Below are 23,660 nucleotides of genomic sequence, written 5' to 3'. Positions count from 1 at the left end.
TCAGCTTTCCCGTGAATCGGTGTCGGTGCCGAGTGCCAACTCGACGAGATCGGCCACATTCATGCCTTCGAACCGGTCCACGCCGTCGTCGGCCGCGTCGTCGGCTCCGGCTTCGGTTCCGGCGTCGGCTCCGGTCCGTTCCGGGGTCGCCGCGAGTTCGAGCAGCGCGTCGAGGAGTCCCCGCTCGCGCAGCCGGTTCAGCGGGATGGACCGCAGGGTCGCCCAGGTCGCCGCTTCCTCGGCGCTCTGCGCCGGGGCCTCGGTGCCCGCGCCGAAGAGCCGTGTCACCAGGTAGCGGACCAGGGCGGGGAACGTCGGATGGTCGAAGACCAGGGTCGTCGGCAGCTTCAGTCCGGTGACCGCGGAGAGCCGGTTCCGCAGGGCCACCACAGTCAGCGAGTCGAAGCCCAGCTCCCTGAGCGGGCGGTCGATGTGCATCTCGGCGGCCGACCCGTGCCCGAGCGCCACGGCTGCCTCCCGCCGTACCCGGTCGAGCAGCAGTCGCTGCCGTTCACCGTCGGCCAGGGCGGCCAGTTCGCCGACGAGTTCCGGCTCTCCGACGTCGGCGGTGCCGACGGTGTCCACTTCGGCCAGTGCCTGTCTGGCCTCGGCGACACCGAGGATCAGTGGCCTGCTCCTGGCCGCGTGGTACGTCGGCGCGAAGGCCTTCCAGCCGATGTCGGCGACCACCAGGTTTCCGTCCCGGCGGCCGACCGCGTCGGCCAGCACGCCCACCGCGAGCTCCGGGTCCATCTGCCGGTTGCCGAGCCGGCGCAGCTGGGTGGCGGTGTCCTCGTCCACCATCCCGCCGCCGCCCCAGGCGCCCCAGGCCAGCGACACCATGGGCAGTCCCGCGGCCCGGCGTTCGGCGGCGAAGGCGTCGAGGTAGGCGTTGGCCGCCCCGTACCCGATGCGTCCGGCGTTCCCCCAGGTGCCCGCGCCGGAGGAGAACAGGACGAAGGTGTCCAGCTCCAGACCGGCCGCGTGGGCGGTGAGATGGCGGGCGCCCGCGACCTTCGGTCCGAGCACCGAGGCCAGTTCGCCGGAGGTGAGGTCGTCGACGGACATCTCCCGGCCGCTGGTCCCGGCCGCGTGCAGTACCGCGCGGACCGGTGGCCCGTCGACGGCGACCTTGGCGAACAGGGTGGCGACCGCCTCCCCGTCGGTGAGGTCGCAGGCTTCGATGACCACCTCCGTGCCGAGGTCGATCAGTTCGTCGTGGAGTTCGGCCATGCCCTCGGCGGCGGACCCGCGCCGGCTGACCAGGACGACCCGGTCGGCGCCCGAGCGGGCCGCCCACCTGGCGAGGTGGCCGCCGAGCGCCCCGGTTCCGCCGGTGATCAGTACGGTGTCCCGGGGGCGCCACGGCGCCGAAGGGCCCTTGACGGGCGCGCGGACCAGTCGGCGGGCCGACACCCCGTCGGCCCTGATCGCGAGTTGCTCCTCACCCGTCGCACCGCTGAGGACGGCGCACAACTCCTCGCCGCTCTCCCGGCCGAGAACGGCAGGAAGATCGATCAACCCGCCCCAGCGGCGCGGCAGGTCAAGCCCGAGCACCACGCCCGCGCCCCACATCAGCGCCTGGGTCGGACGCCGCGGCGGGTCGTCCTGGCCGGTACCGACCGCTCCCGAGGTCGCGACCCAGAAGGGTGCCTCGCTCTCCAGGACGGTCAGCGCGCGGACGGCGGCCAGGCAGAGCCGGAGTCCGGTGGGGAGCACGGCGTACCCATCGGCCGGGGTCTCGTCGAGGCCGGTGAGGCAGAGCACCCCGGCGAGAGGGGTGGCACCGCACGCGGTGCGGATCCGGTCGGCGAGGCGGTTCGCTTCCTCCTCCGAAGCCCCCGGTCCATCCGTCAAGTCCCCTGCATTCAGGGGGAGTTCGGTGACCTGGGCTCCTGCGGCGGCCAGCGCGCGGACCGCTTCGTCCACCAGCTCTGCCGTGGCCTGCTCGGTGCCGGTGCCGGTGCCGGTGTCGCTTTCGCTGTCGGTACCAGTCCCGGAGCGCAGTACCAGCCAGTTGCCGGACAGCGAGGCCACGTCTGCGGGCCGTACCGGCACCCACTCCGTGCGGTAGCGCCAGGTGTCCAGGGTGGAGCGGACCCGGCGCCCGACGTGCCAGCGGGACAGCGCGGGGAGCACCGTCTCCAGCTCCTGACGGCCCAGGCCGATCCGTTCGGCGACCGCGTCGACGTCCTGCTCCTGCACGGCCTGCCAGAACTCGTCCTCCTGCGGGTCCGCGGCGGTCTCCGGGGCCGGTTCGTCGAACTCCGGCCAGAACCGCTGCCGGTGGAAGGCGTACGAGGGCAGGTCCACCGGCTGCGCGTCGGTGCCGTCGAAGACGCGGCGCCAGTCGACCGCGGCACCGACCGCGTACGCCTCCCCGAGGGACTGGAGGAAACGGGGGAGCCCGCCGTCCTGGCGGCGGAGCGAGCCGACCGCGCAGCCGCCCGCACCGCGCTCACCGCTACCGCTGTCACCGTCGGCCAGAGTCTCCTCGACGGCGCTGGTGAGGACCGGGTGCGCGCTCACCTCGATCATCGGTCCGAAGCCCTGCTCGGCGAGTGCCCGGACGGATTCGGCGAAGCGCACCGGCCGGCGCAGGTTCTCGAACCAGTAACCGGCGTCGAGCGGAAGGCTGTCCGCCCAGTCGGCGGTCACCGTGGAGAAGAACGGCACCTCCGGCGCCCCGGCGGCGACCGGGCCCAGCACGTCCGCGAGGCGGTCCTCGATGGCGTCCGCGTGCGACGAGTGCGAGGCGTAGTTGATGGGCACGCGCTTGGTACGGATGCCCAGGTCGCGGCAGTCGGAGACGAAGGACTCCAGCGCGTCGTCGTCCCCGGAGACCACGACGGCGCGGGGGCTGTTGACCGCACCGAGGACCAGCCGGTCCGCGTACGGCTGCAGCAGTTCCTCCGTCCGGGCGGGGGACGCCTCGACCGACACCAGGCCGCCGCGTCCGGCGAGCGCGGTGACCTCGCGCCCGCGCAGACACACGACCCGGGCGGCGTCGCGCAGCGAGAGCGCACCGGCGAAGCAGGCCGCCGCCATCTCGCCCTGCGAGTGTCCGACGACGGCGGCGGGCCGCACTCCGTGGGCCTGCCACAGTTCGGCGAGCGAGACGGTGACCGCGAACGTCGCGGGCTGCACCACGTCGTCGCCCTCCAGGCCCGGCGCACCGGGTGCACCGCGCAGTACGTCCGTGAGCTTCCAGTCGACGAACTCCGACAGCGCCCTCTCGCAGCGGGCGACGGACGCGGCGAAGACCGGCGAGGAGTCGAGCAACTCGGCGGCCATACCGGCCCATTGGGACCCCTGTCCGGGGAAGACGAAGACCGGCTTGGTACCCGGCCCGGCGACGCCCTCGACGAGGTTGCCGATCGGCTCACCGGCCGCCAGGGCGCGCAGTCCGTCGAGCAGTTCCGCCCGGTCGGAGCCGACGATCACCGCCCGGTGGTCGAACGGGGACCGCGTGGTGACCAGCGACAGGCCGACGTCGGCCGGGGCCAGGACCTGCGCCCTCGGGAGCAGCCGGGCCGCCTGCCTGCGCAGGGCGGGCACGCTCGGCGCGGACAGCGGCCAGACGACGGGCACGGGCCGGTGCCCGCCGCCGGACCCGGCCGGGCCGGTCGCCTCGGTCGCGGTCACCTCGGTCGCGATCGGATCGGCCCCCGTCACGCCGGTCCCGGCCGTGTCGCTCAAGGCCGTGTCGCTCAAGGCCGTGTCGCTCAAGGCCGTGTCGGTCCCGGCCCGGTCGGCCCCGGTCCGGTCGGTCCCGGTCCGGTCGGTCCCGGTCCGGTCGGTCCCGGTCCGGTCGGTCCCGGTCCGGTCCTTCCGTACGTCCTCGTCGGCCGCCTGCTCCAGCACCACATGGGCGTTGGTGCCACTGATCCCGAAGGACGACACAGCGGCGCGGCGCGGGCGTCCGGTGTCCGGCCAGTCCTGGTTCCGGTCCAGCAGCCGTACCGCGCCGTCCTCCCAGTCCACCCGGGACGACGGCGCGTCCAGGTGCAGGATCTTCGGCAGTACCCCGTGCCGCATGGCCATCACGGTCTTGATGACGCCCGCGACCCCCGCCGCCGCCTGGGTGTGGCCCAGGTTCGACTTGAGCGCCCCGACCAGCAGGGGCACGTCGGCCGGCCGGTCCTGGCCGTACGTGGCGATCAGCGCCTGCGCCTCGATGGGATCGCCCAGCGGGGTCCCCGTACCGTGCGCCTCCACGGTGTCGATGTCGACGGCGTCGAGCCCGGAGTTCGCCAGTGCCTGGCGGATCACCCGCTGCTGCGAGGGGCCGTTGGGCGCGGTCAGGCCGTTGGACGCGCCGTCGGAGTTCACCGCGGACCCTCGGACGACGCCCAGCACCTGGTGTCCGTTGCGGCGGGCGTCGGAGAGCCGTTCCAGCAGGAGGAGCCCCACGCCCTCGCCCCAGCTCGTACCGTCCCCGCCCTCCGCGAAGGGCTTGCACCGGCCGTCGGTGGCGAGGCCGCGCTGCCTGCTGAACTCCAGGAAGACCGTGGGGGTCGACATGACGGTGGCGCCACCGGCCACCGCGAGCGAGCACTCGCCGGAGCGCAGCGCGTTGGCCGCCCAGTGCATCGCCACCAGGGACGAGGAGCAGGCGGTGTCGACGGTGACGGCCGGGCCTTCGAGCCCGTACGTGTAGGCGATACGGCCGGAGGCGACGCTGCCCGCGCTGCCGTTGCCCAGATGGCCCTCCAGGTCGTGCTTGCGCCCGTGCAGCAGAACCGGGTAGTCGGTGTACATCAGGCCGACGAACACTCCGGTTCTGCTGCCCTTCAGCGAGCGGGCCGGGATTCCGGCCCGCTCGAACAACTCCCAGGAGGATTCGAGCAGGAGGCGCTGCTGCGGGTCCATGGCGAGCGCCTCGCGCGGCGATATCCCGAACAGCGACGGGTCGAACAGGTCGGCCCCCGCCAGGAAGCCGCCCTCGCGCACGTAGCTGGTGCCCGCCTGTTCCGGGTCCGGGTCGAAGAGGCCGTCGATGTCCCAGCCGCGGTTGTCCGGCATCGGCACGATGGCGTCCTCGCCACGCAGCACCAGCTCCCACAGCTCTTCGGGCGACTCGACACCGCCGGGCAGTCGGCAGGCCATGCCCACGATCGCGATCGGCTCCTCGGGGTCGGCGCCGCCCGTCGCGGGCACGGCGGCGGCGCGGTCCCCGGGTACGGCCTCCCCGTCGCCCGACAGTGACTCCAGGTGCGCCGCCAGCGCGGCCGGGGTGGGCTGGTCGAAGATCACCGAGGCGGGCAGCCGGACGCCGGTCTCCTCGCTGAGCTGGTTGCGCAGTTCGACCGCCATCAGCGAGTCGAAGCCCAGCTCGGAGAAGGCCCGGTCGGAGTCGACGGCACTCGCCGATGTGTACCGCAGGACCGCGGCGACCCGGGAGCGTACGACATCGATCATCGCGACCGGACGGACACCGGAGCGGGTACGGACGCCGGAAAGGGTACCGGCGCCGGGGCGGGCGGCCGTGGCGGGTACGGACACCGGCTTCCGTACCAGCCCGCGCAGCAGTGAGGGGAGGGCCAGCCGGCCCGCCTGCGCGCGCAGCAGCGAGAAGTCGAAGGCGACGGGCACCAGTCCGGCCTCGTCGCGCCGGAGAGCCGCGTCGAACAGCGCGAGCCCGTCCGGGCCGGTCAGGCTGAGCACTCCGATGCTCCCGGCGCGCTCCAGGTCCGCGTCGGTCAGGCCGCCGACCATGCCGTCGTCGCCCTCCCACAGCCCCCAGGCCAGCGACATACCGGGCAGGCCGGTACGGCGGCGGTGGTCGGCCAGCGCATCCAAGTAGGCATTGGCGGCTGCGTAGTTGCCCTGACCGGGTCCACCGAACGTACCGGCCGCCGAGGCGAACAGGACGAACGCCGAGAGGTCCGCCTCCCGGGTCAGCTCGTGCAGGTTCAGCGCACCGGACACCTTCGGGGCCAGTACGGCGTCGATCCGTTCCGGCGTCAGCGACTGGACGATTCCGTCGTCGAGCGTGCCCGCGAGATGGATGACCGCGGTCAGCGGGTGGTCGGCCGGGACCGTGTCGAGCGCCGCGCCGAGCGCGGCCCGGTCCGCCACGTCGCAGGCCACGAGGGTGACTTCGGCGTCCAGGCCGAGGAGTTCGGCCGCACCGGCGGAATCCGCCCCGGAGCGGCTGATCAGCAGGAGGTGCCGGACACCGTGCACGGCCACCAGGTGCTGGCAGAGTGCACGGCCCAGCCTGCCGGTGGCGCCGGTGACCAGGACCGTGCCGTCCGGGTCGAAGGCGGCGGGTCCTGATCCGGCCTGATCCGGGCGGATCGCCCCGGGGAGCGCGGGAACCCGGGCCAGCCGGGGTGCGTACCAGCGGCCGTCCCTGACCATCAGCTGCGGTTCGTCGTACGCGACGGCCTGCGCGGTGATCACAGGTTCGGCCCCGGCCAACCCGTCGGCCATGTCGGTCCCGTCGGCCCCATTGGTCCCGTCAGCCCCATCGGCGCCATCGGTCCCGTCACCCACGTCGATCAGCACGAACCGGTCGGGGTTCTCGGACTGCGCGGAGCGGACCAGGCCCTGGACGGCCGCCGCGTGCGGGGCGATCCTGCCGCTCTCCCCCGGCAGTTGCACCGCACCACGCGTACGCAGCACGAGCGGCGTGGCGCCCATGGGTTCGGCGAGCCGGGCCTGGAGCACGGCGAGGGTGCGGTGCACGGCTTCCCGTACCGCCTCGTGCGGATCTCCGGGCAGTTCGGAGCCGCCGGGCAGGTCCACGATCTCCGGTGCTTCCGCGGGCTGTTCCGCGCCCTCGGGCAGTCCGGCGGGCAGCTCCTGCCACTCCAGCCGGAACAGTGCGTCGAAGTGGCCCGGCAACCCGCCCACCCCCTGTTCGGCCAGGGGGCGCAGTTGCAGCGAGTCGACGGAGAGTACGGGGACACCGTTGCCGTCGGTGGCTGTGAGGGCGAGCGACCGGTCCGAGGGGCGGCTCAGGGTGACCCGCAAGGCGGCGGCGCCGGGCGTGCGCACCGAGACTCCGGACCAGGTGAAGGGGACCGCGGCGGTCGGGGCGTCCTCGCCCAGGGCCTGTCCGGCCGCTGCCGCGTGCAGGGCGGCGTCGAGCAGCGCCGGGTGCAACTCGTACCGCTCGGCGTCCACTTGGTGGGTCTCGGGCAGTTCGACCTCGGCGTGGATCTGCTCTCCGCTGCGCCAGGCCGCGCGCAGCCCCCGGAACAGCGGGCCGTACGCCAGTCCGGCGGCGGCCAGCTCCTCGTAGAGCCGCTCGGTGTCGACGGGCTCCGCACCGGGCGGTGGCCATGCGGCCGGGCCGTACTCGGTGGGGCCGTTCTCGGCGAGGCCGTCACTGCCGGTGTCGGGGGCCAGCGAGCCGGTGAAGTGGCGGGTCCACGGGCGGTCCCTGCCGCCCGCTTCGGCTTCCGCGTCACCGCTCTTCAGGTCCTGCCGGGAGTACCCGGTGACCGTCCTGCCGCCGTTCGGGTCGGCGGCGCCGATCACGACCTGGAGGGAGATCCGGTCGGTCGCGGTGAGGGCCAGCGGTTCGGTGAGGACCAGTTCGTCGACGCGGGCGCAACCGATCTGCCCACCGGCCCGCAGCGCGAGTTCGAGGAAGGCCGTGCCGGGCACCAGGATCCGGTCGGAGACCCGGTGGTCGGCCAGCCAGGGATGGGTGCGTACGGACAGCTCGCCGCCGAACACGAACCCGTCCGCGTCGGCGCGTTCCATCCGGACGCCGAGCAGTGGGTGCCCGGCGGCGAGGTCCTGCCGGGTCAGCGGCACATCGAGCCAGAAACGGCGCCGCTGGAACGCGAAGGTGGGCAGGTCCACGGTGGCCGCTCCGGTGCCGCCGTAGAACTCCGCCCAGTCGGGCTGCACACCGCGGGCCCACAGCTGGGCGACCGCGTCCGTCAGGGCCTGGGCCTCGGGAACGTCCTTGCGCAGCAGCGGCTGTACGAGGCACTGCTCCGGCAGGTCGTCGGCGACGGCCGCGCAGAGCGGCCCGGCGGGTCCGAGTTCGACGAAGCGGGTCGTGCCGAGCGCGTGCAGCCGTCCGATGCCGTCGGCGAAGCGCACCGCCTCGCGCACATGGCGTACCCAGTGGTCGGCGGTGAACGTGTCGACGACATCACCGGTCAGATTGGACACGACCGGGATCCGGGGCCGCAGATACTCCACCGACTCGGCCACCGCGCGGAATTCGGCGAGCATCGGCTCCATGCGGTGCGAGTGGAAGGCATGGCTGACCGTCAGGCGGTGGGTGCCTCGCCCGGCGAACGGCTCGGCGGCCCGCAGGACCGCGTCCTCGTCGCCGGAGAGCACGACCGAACCGGCGGCGTTGATCGCGGCGATGGACACCCCGTCGGCCGGCAGCGGTGTCACCTCCGCCTCGGTGGCGCGTACCGCGATCATCGCGCCGCCGGAGGGCAGCGCCTGCATCAGGCGACCGCGCGCGGCGACCAGTCGGCAGGCGTCCGGCAGGGACAACACGCCCGCCACGTGGGCGGCCGACAGCTCGCCGATGGAGTGACCGATCAGCCGGTCCGGCCGCACCCCCCAGGATTCGAGCAGCCGGAAGAGAGCCACTTCCAGGGCGAACAGGGCGGGTTGTGTGTAACCGGTGCGGTCGAGCAGGCCACTCTCACCGGATCCGTCGACCGGCTCGAACATCACGGTCCGCAGCGACGGGCCGGTGCCGGTAGCGGAGTCGGCCTCCGTAGCCGTGCCGGTGTCGGGGCCGGTGTCGGGGCCGGTGTCGGTGTCGAAGTGCGCGCAGATCTCGTCGAGAGCCGCAGCGAACACCGGGAACGCCTCGTACAACTCGCGCCCCATACCGATGCGTTGGGATCCCTGACCGCTGAACATGAACGCGACGGAGCCACCGGTGGCGCGCCCGCGCACCACACCGGGGGCGCTCTCCCCCGCGGCGATCGCGGAGAGTCCGGCGAGCAGTGCGTTCCGGTCGGTGCCGACCGCGACGGCACGGTGGTCGAGCGGCGCGCGCGTCGTGGCCAGCGAGAAGCCGATGTCCAGTGGAGCGCCGTCGGTCACTGCGGCCAGCAGCCGCTGCGCCTGGGCGGCGACTCCGTCCGCCGTCTTCGCCGACACCACCCAGGGAACGGCGGGCATCGGCCGGTACGCGTGTTCCTCAGCCGCCCCAACAGCCTCGGCCGACCCAGCAGCCTCAGCCCTCTCAGTAGTCTCAGCAGTCCCAGCCGAAGCCGGTCCTGCCGTCCCGGCCGCTTCGTCCGCCCCGGCCCGGGGGGCCTCCTCGACGATCAGATGCGCGTTGGTCCCGCTGACCCCGAACGCCGACACACCGGCTCTCCGGGGCCGGTCCAGCTCGGGCCACGGCTGCGCGTCCGTCAGCAGCCGTACGCCACCCGCCGACCAGTCCACGTGCCGGGACGGCGCGTCCACATGCAGGGTCTTCGGCAGCTTCCCGTGCCGCATCGCCATGACCATCTTGATCACTCCGGTCACACCGGCGGCGGCCTGGGTGTGCCCGAGGTTCGACTTCAGCGAACCCAGCCAGAGCCGGCGGTCGTCCGGCCGGTCCCGGCCGTACGTCGCCAGCAGCGCCTGTGCCTCGATCGGATCGCCCAGCGAGGTGCCCGTGCCGTGCGCCTCGACGGCGTCCACGTCGGCGGGCGTCAGGCCCGCGTTGTCCAGCGCCTGCCGGATGACCCGCTGCTGGGACGGGCCGTTCGGGGCGGTGAGGCCACTGCTGGCGCCGTCCTGGTTCACGGCGGTGCCGCGGATCACGGCCAGGACGCGGTGGCCCTTGCGCCGCGCCTCCGACAGCCGTTCCAGCGCGAGCAGGCCGACGCCCTCGGACCAGCCCGTACCGTCGGCGCCGTCCGCGAACGACTTGCAGCGTCCGTCCGGTGCCAGCCCCCGGTGCCTGCTGAACTGTACGAAGGTGACCGGCGTGGACATCACCGTCACGCCGCCCGCCAGGGCCAGCGAACACTCCCCCGACCGCAGGGCCTGGCAGGCCAGATGGATCGACACGAGCGACGACGAGCAGGCGGTGTCCAGTGTGACGGCGGGGCCCTCCAGGCCGAGGGTGTAAGCGACCCGGCCGGAGGCGATGCTCGGCGAACTGCCGTTGCCGATGTGGCCCTCCATGCCCTTCGGCGGGCGCAGGACGCGGGTGGCGTAGTCGTTGTACATCACGCCGACGTAGACCCCGGTGCGGCTGCCCCGCAGCGAGGCCGGGCTGATCCCCGCGCGCTCCAGCGCCTCCCACGACGCCTCCAGCAGGAGCCGCTGCTGCGGGTCGGTGGCCAGTGCCTCGCGCGGGCTCAGCCCGAACAGCTCCGGGTCGAACTCCGCCGCGTCGTGGAGGAAGCCGCCCTGCGTGGTGTAGCAGGTGCCCGGCTGGTCGGGGTCCGGGTCGTACAGCGACTCCAGGTCCCAGCCGCGGTCGGTCGGGAATCCGCCCACGGCGTCGGTGCCGTCGTCCAGCAGGCTCCACAGCTGCTCGGGCGACGCGACGTCACCGGGCAGGCGGCAGCTCATGCCGACGATCGCGATCGGCTCGGAGCTCCTCGCCTCCAGCTCCGACAGCTTCTGCCGGGTCCGGTGCAGGTCGGCACTTGCCCTCTTCAGGTACTCGCGCAGCCGCTGCTCATTCATCGGTTCGCCCCTCGTCCGGACCGCGTCGCCTCTTGCACGGCGTGCTCCCCATTCGGCATTCCGCTGCTCTCACGTGTCCAGCTGGTTGTCGAGGAACTGGAAGATCTCCTCGTCGGTGGCCGATTCGAGGTCGTCGACCGCCATGGACGTGACGGTGTCCGCCGTGTCCTCCGACGCCACCTCGGACAGCAGCTCCCGGAGCCTGCTCTCCACCCGGCCGCGCAGTTCGTCGGCGGCGGTCACCTCGGGCAGGTTCGCCGCCAGTTTCGCCAGCTCGTCGAGGATCGGGCCGAGTACCCGCTCGGCCTCCGACGGGAAGATCTCGCCGAGGTACGCGACGAGGGCGGCCGGCGTCGGGTAGTCGAAGAGCAGGGTCGCCGGAAGCGTCAGGCCGGTCTCCTTGCCGAGACGGTTGCGCAGCTCGATCGCGCTGAGCGAGTCGAATCCCATCTCCAGGAAGCCCCGCTCGGCTTCGACGAGTTCGGGCCCCGCGTAGGCCAGCACCCGTGCGGCTTCGGCCCGGACCAGCTCCAGCAGCGCGCGGGCACGTTCGGCGGCGGACATGGCGCCCAGCCGGTCCGCCGAACCGGTGGGCCGCTCCGGTACGGGAGCGACCACGGCGGGCCTGGCCCGGCCGCGCACCAGGCCGCGCAGCAGCGCGGGCACCTCGTGCGGCCCGGCGAACCCGGTGACGGAGATCCGGGCGGGCACCAGTACCGCCTCGTCGCGCGCACAGGCGGTGTCGAGCAGGGCGAGTCCGTCGTCCGAGGACAGCGGGGTCACCCCGCCCCGTGCGAACCGCGCGTGGTCCGATGCGGCGAGTCCGCCGGTCATCGTGGAGAGCTCGGCCCACGGCCCCCAGCACAGGGCGACCGCGGGGAGTCCGTGCGCCCTGCGGCGTGCGGCGAGCGCGTCGAGGAAGGCGTTCCCCGCGGCGTAGCCCGCCTGTCCTGCGCCGCCGAACGTCGAGGCCAGCGAGGAGAACAGGACGAAGGCCGAGACCGGCCGGGACGCGGTGAGTTCGTGCAGGTTGAGTGCGGCGTCGACCTTCGGTGCGAGCACCCCGTCGATCCGCTCGGGGGTGAGCGCGGTGATCAGCCCGTCGTCGACGACGCCGGCCGCGTGCACCACCGCGGTCAGCGGATGCGCGTCGGGGACGGTGTCCAGCAGCGCGCTCAGCGCCGCACGGTCCGCCGCGTCGCACGCCGCTACCGTCACCTCGGCGCCGAGAGCGGTCAGCTCGGCGCGCAGCTCGGCCGCGCCGTCGGCGGCGGGTCCGCTCCGGCTGAGCAGCAACAGCCGCCGGACACCGTGGGTGGTGACCAGGTGCCTGGCGACGAGGCGGCCCAGTGTGCCGGTGGCACCGGTGACCAGCGTGGTTCCGTACGAATCCCAGACCGGTTCCGTACGGTCCGCTGCCGCCGGGACCCGGGCCAGCCGGGCGGCGCGGACCCGGCCCTCGCGCACCACGAGTTGCGGTTCGCCGGAAGCTACGGCGAGGGGCAGCGCAGCCGCGGATTCCTCGGTCGCGTCGGTGTCGACCAGGGCGAAGCGCCCCGGGTGTTCGGAGGCGGCGGCCCGGATCAGCCCGTGCACGGCGGCGCCGGGCAGATCGGTCAGGTCCGCGCCGGGGTCGGCGGCGACCGCGCCGCGGGTCACGAACACCAGCCGGGATGCGGCGAACCGGTCGTCCGCGAGCCACTCTTTGACCAGGGCGAGCGCCCGGTGACACGCGGCCCGGACGGCTCGGGCCGACTCGCCGGCGGCGGGCGTGGCGGTGGTGGGCGTGGCGGCGGGTGTGTCGGCGGCGGGCGTGGCGCTCACGACGACCCGGTCGGGTACGGTCCCGCCCGCCCTGACCGCTTCGGACAGCGCGGCGATCGTCGGATACGCGCCGGGCGTTCCCGCGCGGGCGAGCGGGCCGTCGAGCCCCGGCCACCCATCGGGTGAGCCGATCAGCGCCCAGTCCGGTCCGGTCGGCAGCGGGGCCGCCGGGATCTCGGGCCACTCCGTGCGGAACAGCGTCTCCAGGGGTGCCGCCGTACGGTGCGGCCGGGCCCCGGCGGTCGGCCGGATCGCCAGCGAGTCGACGGAGGCGACCGGACGGCCGGAGGGGTCCCAGACCTGTACGGACACGGTGTTCTCGGCGGTGTCCCGGAGCCGGACCCGCAGGCGGGTCGCCCCTGAGGTGTGCAGGACCACCCCGCGCCAGGAGAACGGCATCACCCCCTGGCCCCGGTCACCCGCCGCGCCCAGCCCGATGGTGTGCAGTGCGGCGTCGAACAGCGCCGGGTGCAGGCCGTACCCGGTGACATCGACGCCCTCGGGCAGGCTCACCTCGGCGAAGACCTCGGACCCGTGCCGCCAGGCGGCACGAAGCCCCTGGAACGCGGGGCCGTAATCGGCACTCAGCTCGGCCAACGCGGCGTAGAAATCGCCCAGTTCGACCGGGGACGCCTCGGCGGGCGGCCACTGGTCCGGGGCGGGCTCCCCGACCGGAACACCGGTCGGCACATCGGCCCGCGCGTCGGACAGCAGCGTGCCGGTGGCGTGCTGCTGCCACGGTTCACCGTCGGGGGCTCCGGCCGGGCGGGAGTGCACCGTCAGGGTGCGCGCGCCCGCCGTGTCCTCGGCTCCCATCCGGATCTGCACCTGTACGGCACCTCGCTCGGGCAGCACCAGCGGCGCCTGCAGGGTCAGTTCGCCGATCTGCCCGCAGCCCGCCCGGTCGCCCGCCCGGACGGCCAGCTCGACGAAGGCGGTGCCGGGCAGCACGGTGGCACGGTCGATGACGTGATCGGCGAGCCAGGGATGGCGCTGGACGGAGAGCAGCGAGGTGAACAACAGCCCTTCACCGGCGGCGAGTTGCAGTACGGCGTCCAGCAGCGGATGGCCGTCCCGGCCGAGGCCCGCCGAGGTGACGTCCCCGTCCGGCCCCGGGGCGTCCAGCCAGTACCGCTGCCGGTCGAACGGGTAGGTGGGCAGCTCGGTGAGGCGGCCGTCCGGGCAGAACGCTGACCAGTCGCAGGGGGCGCCGTGGACGTACAGCTGAGCCGCCGCCGCGATCACCGACCCGGCCTCGTCCCGGCCGCGGCGGACCGCGGGCACCACCACCCCGGGAGCGTCGTCCGCCCGGCAGTCCACGGCCATCGCGGCGAGGACCGCGTCGGGGCCGACCTCCAGGAAGCGGCTGACCCCCTCGCGGGTGAGGAAACCGACGGCGTCGGCGAATCTGACCGGTTCGCGCAGCTGCGACGCCCAGTACTCGGGCGTGCACAGTTGCTCGGCGGTGGCCCGCTCCCCCGTGACGCCGGAGACCACGGGAAGGGTCGGCGGTGCCATCGGAATGCCCCGGACGATCTCGGCGAAGCGCTCCAGCATGGCGTCCATCTGAGGTGAGTGGAATGCGTGACTGACCCGCAACTGCCGTGTCTTCCTGCCCAGTCGGGTGAAGTGGTCCGCCACTCGGGCCACCTCGTCCGGCTCCCCGGAGACCACGGTCGCCGCCGGTCCGTTGAGTGCGGCCAGTGCGATCCGGTCCGCACGTCCGGCCAGCAGGGGCAGTACCTCGTCCTCGGCTGCGGCCACCGCGACCATGGCGCCGGCCGAGGGCAGTTCCTGCATCAGCCGTCCCCGGGCCACCACCAGCCGGCACGCGTCGGCGAGGGTGAACACCCCCGCCAGGTGGGCGGCGCTCAGCTCACCGATGGAGTGCCCGACCAGATAGTCCGGGGTGACACCCCAGGACTCGTAGAGCCGGTACAGCGCGACCTCGACGGCGAACAGTGCGGGCTGCGTGTAGTCCGTACGGTCGAGCAGCGCGGCGTCCGGCCCGTCGGGATCGGCGAACACCACGTCCCGCAGCGGCCGTTCGAGTTCCAGGTCGACATGCGCGCAGACCTGGTCGAAGGCGTCGGCGTAGACCTTGAAGGTCCGGTACAGCTCGCCGCCCATGCCGGGGCGCTGCGCGCCCTGGCCGGAGAAGAGGAAGGCGGTACGGCCGCCGCTCACGACACCTGCGGCGGACGGCGTCGCCGGGCGGCCGTCACCGGGCAGCCAGGCGGTGAGCCGGGCGCGCAGTTCCGCCCGGTCGGCTCCCCAGAGGACCAGCCGGTGATCGAAGCGGGCGCGCCCCGCCAGGGTGTGCGCGATGTCCACGGCCTCGGCGCCGGGGCGTCCTTCGACAGCCGCGAGCAGGTTCTCGGCCTGCGCGGTCAGGGCGGTGGCGGTGCGTGCGGACAGGGTCCAGGGCAGCAGTCCGGCCGTGGGGCCCCGGACAGGTTCTGGCGCCGGAGGCCCGGCCTGCGGGGACGCGGCGTGCGGCGCGTCGGACAGTTCGGCGGGCGGGTCGGTGGACGGGCCGGCGAAGGGGGCGGCCTGGTCGGCCGCCGTTTCGGCGGGCGGGGCCTGCTCGATGATCACGTGCGCGTTCGTGCCGCTCACACCGAACGAGGACACGCCGACCCGGTGCGGAGTGTCGCCGCCGGGCCACGGACGCTCCTCGGTGAGCAGCCGCACGGTGCCCGTCGACCAGTCGATGTACGGCGACGGCTCGGCGGCGTGGAGGGTGCGCGGCATGGTGCCGCGCTGGATGGCCAGTACGGCCTTGATGACCCCGGCGACACCCGAAGCCGCCTGGGTGTGACCGATGTTGGACTTCACCGAGCCGAGCCAGAGCGGCCGGTCCGCCGGGCGGTCCTTGCCGTAGGTCGCCAGCAGCGCCTCGGCCTCGATCGGGTCGCCCAGCTTGGTGCCGGTGCCGTGCGCCTCCACCATGTCCACGTCGGACGCGGTGAGACCGCCGTTGGCGAGGGCCTGCCGGATCACCCGCTGCTGGGCGGGGCCGCTCGGCGCGGTCAGCCCGTTGGACGCGCCGTCCTGATTGACCGCGGCGCCGCGGATGATCCCGACGACCGGGTGGCCGTGGCGGCGGGCCTCGGACAGCCGCTCCACCAGGAGCATGCCCACGCCCTCGGCCCAGCCCGCGCCGTCCGCCCCGGCGGAGAACGCCTTGCACCGGCCGTCCGGCGAGAGGGCGCCCTGCCGGCTGAACTCGATGAAGGTGTCCGGGGTGGAGATCACCGTCACCCCGCCCGCCAGCGCCATGGTGCACTCGCCGGACCGCACCGCCTGGGCCGCCAGGTTCAGTGCCACCAGCGACGACGAACAGGCGGTGTCCACGGTGACCGCCGGGCCTTCCAGCCCGAAGGTGTACGCCACCCGGCCCGAGGCGACACTGGCCGCGCTGCCGGTGGCCAGCTGCCCCTCGTACTCGCCCGGTGCGCTCCTCAGCCTGGACCCGTAGTCGTTGTAGTTGGAGCCGACGAAGACTCCGACCGGGCTGCCCTTGACCGCCGCCGGGTCGATCCCGGCCCGCTCGAACGCCTCCCACGCGGTTTCCAGCAGCAGCCGCTGCTGGGGGTCGATCGCCGGGGCGACCCGCGGCGAGATGCCGAAGAACAGCGGGTCGAAGCGGCCCGCGTCGTGCAGGAACCCGCCGCCCCGGGTGTAGAAGGTGCCGGGGCGGTCCGGGTCCGGGTCGTAGAGCCGCTCGATGTCCCAGCCACGGTCCGCCGGGAGGACCGAGACGGCGTCGCGGCCCTCGGCCAGCAGGTCCCAGTACTCCTCGGGGGTGCTGATCCCGCCCGGCAGACGGCAGCTCATCGCGACGATCGCGACCGGATCGTCGGTGAGGTCCGTTGCGGTGGCGGTCAGTTGCAGGGGGCTTTCGGGGTGCGGGGCCGTGGACGCCGCACCGAAGAGCTCGGTGTCCAGGTGCCTGGCCAGCCGGGCCGCCGTCGCGTGGTCGAAGACCACGGTGACCGGGAGCCGCAGACCGGTGACCGCGTTCAGCCGGTTCCGCAGATCGACCGCCGTCAGCGAGTCGAAACCGAGGTCGCGCAGGGCCCGGTCGGGATCGACCGCGTCGGGGCCCGGCAGGCCGAGCGCCGACGCCGCCTGGGTCCGTACGAGCGCCACCAGCGCCTGTTCCCGTTCGAGTGGCGCGTGCCCGGCGAGCGTCCCGGCGAATCCCGCGTCCGACGGTTCGCCGACGGGCCGGGAGCCGGTGTCGGCGCCGGAGGGGGTCGCACCTGGGGCGGTGGCACGGGCCTCGGGCAGACTGTCGAGTACCCGCCCGGAGCGGCCTTCGGTGCAGGTCGGCCCGTACCGCTGCCAGTCGACGTCGGTGACCGCGAGACAGGTCAGGTCCTGATCGAGCGCCTGCTGGAGCACGGTGAGCGCCAGTTCCGGAGCCATCTGCCCCATGCCGGTGCTGCGCAGCCGCTCACCCAACTCCCCGCTGGCCAGCCCCACTTCTCCCCAGACACCCCAGGCAAGGGAGGTGGCGGGCAGCCCCTGGGACCGTCGTGCGACGGCCAGGGCGTCGAGGTAGGCGTTGGCCGCAGCGTAACTGGCCTGACCGGGCCCGCCGAGGGTTCCGGCCAGCGAGGAGAAGAGTACGAAGGCGTCGAGGTCGGCGTCCTGCGTCAACTCGTGCAGATGGCGTGCCGCGTCCACCTTCGGGCGCAGGACCGTCGCGGCCCGCTCGGGGGTGAGCGCGTCGAGCAGACAGTCGTCGAGGACGGCTGCGGCGTGCACGACCGCGGTCAGCGGGTGCTCGTCCGGTACGGACTCCAGGAGCAGCGCCAGAGAGTCGCGGTCCGCCACATCGCACGCGGTCACGGTCACCTCGGCGCCGAGTGCTCCCAAGCGCGCCTTCAACTCCGTTGCCCCTGGGGCCTGTTCGCCCCGGCGGCTGGTGAGCAGCAGATGGCGGGCGCCGTTCCCGGCGAGCCACGCGGCGATCTCCGCGCCGATGCCGCCGGTGCCGCCGGTGACGAGGACGGTGCCGGTGGGCCGCCAGGAGCGCACGGCCGGGGTGTCGGACAGCGGCTTGCGGATCAGGCGGCGCACGTACAACCCGTTGGGGCGGACGGCCAGTTGGTCCTCGCCCTCCCGTCCGGTCACCGCTGCGACCAGGCGCTCGACCGCGCGGTCGTCCGGGGTGGCAGGGAGATCGACCAGTCCGCCGATCCGCTGCGGATACTCCAGCGCGGCGATCCGGCCGAGGCCCCAGAGCAGGGCGTGACCAGGGTCGACGGACCGGTCCGAACGCCCGACGGACACCGCGCCCCGGGTCGCGCACCAGAGCGGCGCCGTGATCCCGGCGTCGCCGAGCGCCTGGATCACGGCGACCGCCGTGTTCACATGCGACGGCCCGTCCGAACGGTGTTCCTGTCGTACGTCACGTTCATCGAGGGCCAGGAGCGACAGCACCCCGGTGCAGCCGTCGGCTGCCGCGTCCCGCAGTCGGCCGGTCAGTTCCGTGCGGTCGGCGCCCTCCACCTCGACGAACCGCACATGTGCGCCCTGCCGTTCCAGTCCCTGCCCGGCCTCGGACGCCCACGCGGACGCCCCTTCGGCCAGGCCTGCCGGGACGAGCAGGAGCCAACGGGAGCCGTCGATGCGGGAGATACGGGAGATGCGTGAACCAGCTTCGTCGGTGTCGGGCTGCCAGGAGATGCCGTAGCGCCAGGAATCCAGTACGGATGTCTGCTTCCGCCGGTGGCGCCAGTCGGCGAGTACGGGCAGCAGCGACCCGAGCCGGTCCTGGTCGTCGTCGATGCCGAGGGTGGCGGCGAGAGCCGCAGGGTCGTCGCCCTCGACGGCCGCCCAGAACTCGGCGTCGACCGGGTCGGACGCGGGAAGGGCCGGGGCTGCCTGCTCCTCCAGCCAGTAGTGCTGACGCTGGAAGGGGTACGTGGGCAGGTCGACGACGTGCGGCCGGGTGCCGTGGAACGCAGCCGACCAGTCGACCTCCGCACCCCGTACCCACAGCTCCGCCACGCTCGTCAGGAATCGCTCCGTGCCGCCCTCACCACGGCGCAACGACCCTGCCACGACGCCTTGTCCACCACCGCGCGCCTCCAGCAGCTCCTCGACGGCGCCCGTCAGCACCGGATGCGAGGACACCTCGACGAAGACACCGAAGCCGTCCTCCGCCAGACACTCCACCGCATCCGCGAACCGCACGCGCTCCCGCAGATTCGTGAACCAGTACCCGCCGTCCATGGTCAGCGGGTCCACGTACCCGCCCGACACGGACGACACCACCGGCACCCGGCCCGCCCGCGGTGACACCCCGCTCAGTTCGGCGGCCAGCCCCTCCCGCAGCTCCTCCATCGCCGCCGAGTGCGACGCGTAGTCCACCGCGACCCGGCGCGCCCGCACCCCCAGCCCCTCGCACACGCCGACGAACTCGTCCAGGGCGGCGCGCTCGCCCGAGACCACGACCTGCGAGGGACCATTCACCGCGGCGACGGAAACCCGCCCGTCCCAGCGTTCCAGCAGCCCCTCCACCACGGCCACCGAGGCCCCGACGGACACCATCCCGCCCCGGCCGGCCACCGCACCGATCGCCGCGCTGCGCACGCACACCACCCGCGCGGCGTCCTCCAGGGACAGCACACCCGCCACACACGCAGCCGCGATCTCCCCCTGCGAATGCCCCACCACCACCGACGGCACCACCCCGAACGACTCCCACAACGCCGCCAACGACACCATCACCGCGAACGACACCGGCTGCACCACATCCACCCGCTCCAACGACGGCGCACCCACCACCCCCCGCAACACATCCACCAACGACCAATCCACGAAGCCGGACAGAACCCGCTCGCACTCCGCCAACCGTCCCGCGAACACCGACGACGACCCCAGCAACTCCACCGCCATGCCCGCCCACTGCGCCCCCTGCCCCGGGAACACGAACACCGGCCGGCCCACCGGCCCTGCCACACCACTCACCACACCCGCGCCCGGTACACCTCCGGCGACGGCGGACAGGCCCTCGCCCAACTCCCCCACCACGACGGCCCGGTGCTCGAACGAGGACCGCGTACGCACCAGCGACCAACCCACATCCGCGCGGTCAGCCTCCTCGGCCGATCCGGCCAGCGTGGACGCCTGCTCCCGCAGCGCCCCGGCGCTGCGGCCCGACATCACCCACGGCACCACCGCTTCAGGGTCCGTCGCCACCGGATCGCCGGACTCGCCGGACTCGATCGTCTCGACCGCCTCGACCGCCTCGACCGCCTCGACCGCCTCGACCGGAGGCTCCGGCGCCTCTTCCAGGATGACGTGCGCGTTCGTCCCGCTGACGCCGAACGACGACACGCCCGCCCGGCGCGGCCGGTCCGTCCGGGGCCACGCCCGCTCCTCGGTCAGCAGTTCCACCGCTCCGGCCGACCAGTCCACGTACGACGAACGGGACTCCGCATGGAGCGACTTGGGCAACAGCTCGTGCCGCATCGCCAGCACCATCTTGATCAGCCCGGCAGCTCCCGCGGCGACCTGGGTGTGGCCGATGTTGGACTTCACGGACCCGAGCCACAGCGGCTCGCCGTCCGCCCGGTCCGCACGCCCCTGTCCGTACGTCGCGAGCAGCGCCTGCGCCTCGATCGGGTCGCCCAGCGGTGTGCCCGTACCGTGTGCCTCCACCGCGTCCACATCGGCGGGCGACAGTCCCGCGTCGGCCAACGCCTGCTGGATCACCCGCTGTTGGGAGGGGCCGTTGGGCGCGGTCAGGCCGTTGGAGGCGCCATCCTGGTTGGTCGCGCTGCCGCGCACCAGCGCCAGTACCCGGTGGCCGTTGCGCCGGGCGTCCGACAGCCGCTCCAGCAGGACCATCCCGGCGCCCTCGGCGAAGCCCATGCCGTCGGCGTCCTCGGAGAACGCCTTGCACCGGCCGTCCGCCGCGAGCCCGCGCTGGCGGCTGAAGCCCAGGAAGCCGATCGGCGCGGAGATCACCGAGGCGGCCCCGGCCAGGGCCAGCGAGCACTCCCCCGAGCGCAGCGACCGCACGGCGAGGTGCAGCGCCACCAGAGCCGACGAGCAGCCCGTGTCGAGGGTGACCGCGGGGCCTTCGAGGCCGAGCGTGTACGAGATACGGCCGGAGGCGACGCTGGTGACGGTGCCCGTGACCAGATGCCCCTCGACGCCTTCCGGTAGGTGTCGCAGGCTCGCCCCGTACCCGCTGTGTGCGGCGCCGACGAAGACGCCGCACTCGCTGCCGCGGAGGCTGTGCGGGTCGATCCTGCCGTGCTCGATGGCCTCCCAGGAGGTTTCGAGCAGGAGGCGCTGCTGCGGGTCCATCGCGAGGGCCTCGCGTGGTGAGATGCCGAAGAACGAGGCGTCGAAGCGGCCCGCGTCCCGGACGAAACCCCCGGTGCGGACGTACGTCTTGCCCGCCTCGTCCGGGTCGGGGCTGTAGAGCTGATCGAGGTTCCAGCCCCGGTCGTCGGGGAAGGGGCCGATGGCGTCCTCCCCGGCGCTCATCAGCCGCCACAGGTCCTCGGGGCCCGTCACCTCGCCGGGGAACCGGCAGCCCATGCCCACGATCGCGATGGCGTCGTCGTCGGACGCGCCCGTGGTGACGGCCGGTACCGGTGCCGGGGGGCGGGCGTCACCGAAGAGGACCGTGCCCAGATGGGCGGCCAGTCGGGTCACGCTCGGGTAGTCGAAGACGAGCGTGGTGGTGAGCTTCAGGCCGGTTGCCGCGTGGAGCGCGTTGCGCAGCGTGACCGCGAGCAGGGAGTCGAACCCGAGGTCGCGGAAGGGGCGTCCGTCGTCGATCCCGTCCGGGGTCCGGTGCCCGAGTACGGCAGCGACATACGTACGCACCAGGTCGCGCAGGGCGCTGCTCCGGTCCTGCGCGGACAGCGGGCGCAGCTGCTCCCGCAGTGCCCCGGCGGCCGAGTGGGCGTCGGTCGCCGGGGCGTCGGTGCGCTTCTCACGGTCGAGTACGGCGCGGACCTCGGGGACGGTGTCGAGCAGCGGGCGCGGGCGGGCGGCGGTGAAGACCGGGACGAACTGTTCCCAGTCCACGTCGGCGACGGCGAGGAACGCCTCGTCGTCGGTCACCGCCTGCCGCAGCCCGGCGATCGCGAGCTCGGGGTCCATGAACGGGAGTCCCCGCCACTTGAGTTCGGTGCTGACGACGTCCTTCGCCATGCCGCCGCCGTCGGCCGACCAGATGCCCCAGGCGAGGGTGGTTCCGGCGAGGCCCCGGGCGCGCCGGCTGCGGGTGACGGCGTCGAGGTAGGCGTTCCCGGCGGCGTAGGCGCCGTGGTCGGCGGCGCCCCAGAGCGCGGCCACCGACGAGTACAGGACGAACGCGTCCAGGTCGGCGCGGTCGAACAGCCGGTCCAGGTTCGCGGTCCCGGCCAGCTTCACGTGCGCGCCCGCGGCGAACGCGTCCAGGTCCGTCCCGGCCAGCGGCGCCAGCTCGCCGACCCCGGCGCTGTGCACGACGGTCCTGATCCGCGGTCCGTCGCCCTGCACGTCCGCCACGAGGCGGGCCAGCGCCGCGTGGTCGGTGACATCGCAGGCCACGACGGTGACCCGGGGGCCCAGGGCGGTGAGTTCCGCCGCCAGTTCGCGGGCGCCCGGCGCGTCGGGGCCACGGCGGCTGGTCAGTACGAGGTGTTCGGCGCCCGCCTGTGCCAGCCAGCGTGCGGTGTGCGCACCCAGGCCGCCGGTGCCGCCGGTGATGAGCGCGGCCCCGCTGGTCCGCCACTGCCGGCCGTCGTCCTGCGGCGCGGGGGCCCGGCGCAGTCGGCGCAGCAGGGTGGCGCCCGCGCGGATCGCCGTCTGGTCCTCGCCGTCGTCCGCGGCCAGTACGGCGGCGAGCTGCCCCGCGTCGCCGGGGCCGACAGCCGTCGGCAGATCGATCAACCCGCCCCAGTGGTCTGGGTGTTCGAGACCCATGCCCAGACCGAGGCCCCAGGTGGGGCTCTGCCCGGGACTGCTGACCCGGTCGTCGCCACCGGCCGGGACGGCGTCCTGGGTGCACAGCCACAGCGGGACGGGCGTGTCCTGGTCGGTGAGGGCCTGGGCCAGCAGGAGGTTGAGGGCGAGGCCGGTGGTCAGCGCGGGGTGGGCGGGGTGCGGGCGCTCGTCCAGGGCCAGCAGGGAGACCGCCCCGGCGGCATCGGGGTGGCCGGAGAGCAGCGCGGCGATCCCGGCCCGGTCCAGGTCGGCGGTGAGCGTCAACTCGGTTACGGTCGCGCCCTGTTGGCGGAGGGCATGCCCGATCAGTTCAGCTGCTTCATGGCCGGACTTCTCGTAGCCGGATTCGCAGCCGGACTTCCCGTCACCGGGCGTCCCCTCACCGTACGTCCCGTCACCGGGCGCCCGGTCCGCCGAGGTCAGCAGGAGCCAGTGGCCGGTGAGCCGCGCCGGGGTGCGACCGGTGGCCGGTACCCAGTCGACGCGGTAGCGCCAGGAGTCGAGCGTGGAGCGGTCGCGCTGCTGGGCGCGCCAGTGCGTGAGGGCCGGGAGGACGGCGCTCAGCGGCGCGTCCTCGCTCACTCGGAGCGCTCGGGCGACGGCGCTCGTGTCGCCGCTGCCGAGGGTGGCCCAGAAGGCGGCGTCGGCCGGGTCGGGCTCGTGGGCGCTTCCGGTGTCCGGGTCCGTCAGCCAGTAGTGCTCGCGCTGGAAGGCGTACGTCGGCAGGGGCGTGGCCGCCGCGCCGGACGGAGCGTGGAACCGGTGCCAGTCGACGGGGCAGCCGTCCGTCCACAGCCGGGCGAGGGCCGTCACCGCGGTCCGCGGCTCGGGGGTGTCGCGGTGCAGCAGCGCCACGGCGAGCGCCTCGTCGTCGCAGGTCTCACCGATCGCGCCGAGGAGTGATCCGGCCGGTCCCAGCTCCAGGAACCGGGTGACGCCCAGCGCCCGCGCCCCGGTCACCGCGTCGGCGAACCTGACCGTGCCCCGCACCTGGTCCGCCCAGTACCGGGCGGTGAACTCCTGTACGGGCTCGCCCGTCAGGGTGGAGACGACCGGGATCTGCGGGCGGCCGGTGCCGATGCCCGCCGCCGCCTCGCCGAACCGCTTCAGCATCGGGTCCATCAGTACCGAGTGGAAGGCGTGGCTGACCTCCAGCCAACGGTTCTCCCGGCCGGGCAGTGCGGCAGCGACCGACTCCACGGCTACGCGGGAGCCGGAGAGCACGAGTTGCCCCG

The 23,660-nt window shown here is 73.8% G+C and carries 2 protein-coding genes (1 of these 2 running past the window's edge); both read right to left on the bottom strand.

All coding sequences use genetic code 11. The annotated features are described in order from the left end of the window. Positions 1-10,632: an SDR family NAD(P)-dependent oxidoreductase gene (locus tag OG709_RS28420; RefSeq protein WP_329168069.1), complete on the bottom strand. Its 10,632-nt coding sequence runs from the start codon at positions 10,630-10,632 to the stop codon at positions 1-3. A 69-nt stretch (positions 10,633-10,701) separates the two neighbouring features. Beyond that, positions 10,702-23,660, bottom strand: partial view of a type I polyketide synthase gene (locus tag OG709_RS28415; protein WP_329168067.1) — the 3' portion only. Its footprint extends 2,164 nt past the window's final position; 12,959 of the gene's 15,123 nt are visible here — the last part of the coding sequence; the start codon falls outside the window, past its right edge — the gene reads right to left on this strand; the stop codon is at positions 10,702-10,704.

Origin of the sequence: Streptomyces sp. NBC_01267 (assembly GCF_036241575.1) — a bacterium.
In the GTDB taxonomy this organism is placed as follows: Bacteria; Actinomycetota; Actinomycetes; order Streptomycetales; family Streptomycetaceae; genus Streptomyces.
Note: the sequence above shows the minus strand (reverse complement) of the source record. Positions and strands in the feature narration are given on the sequence as shown.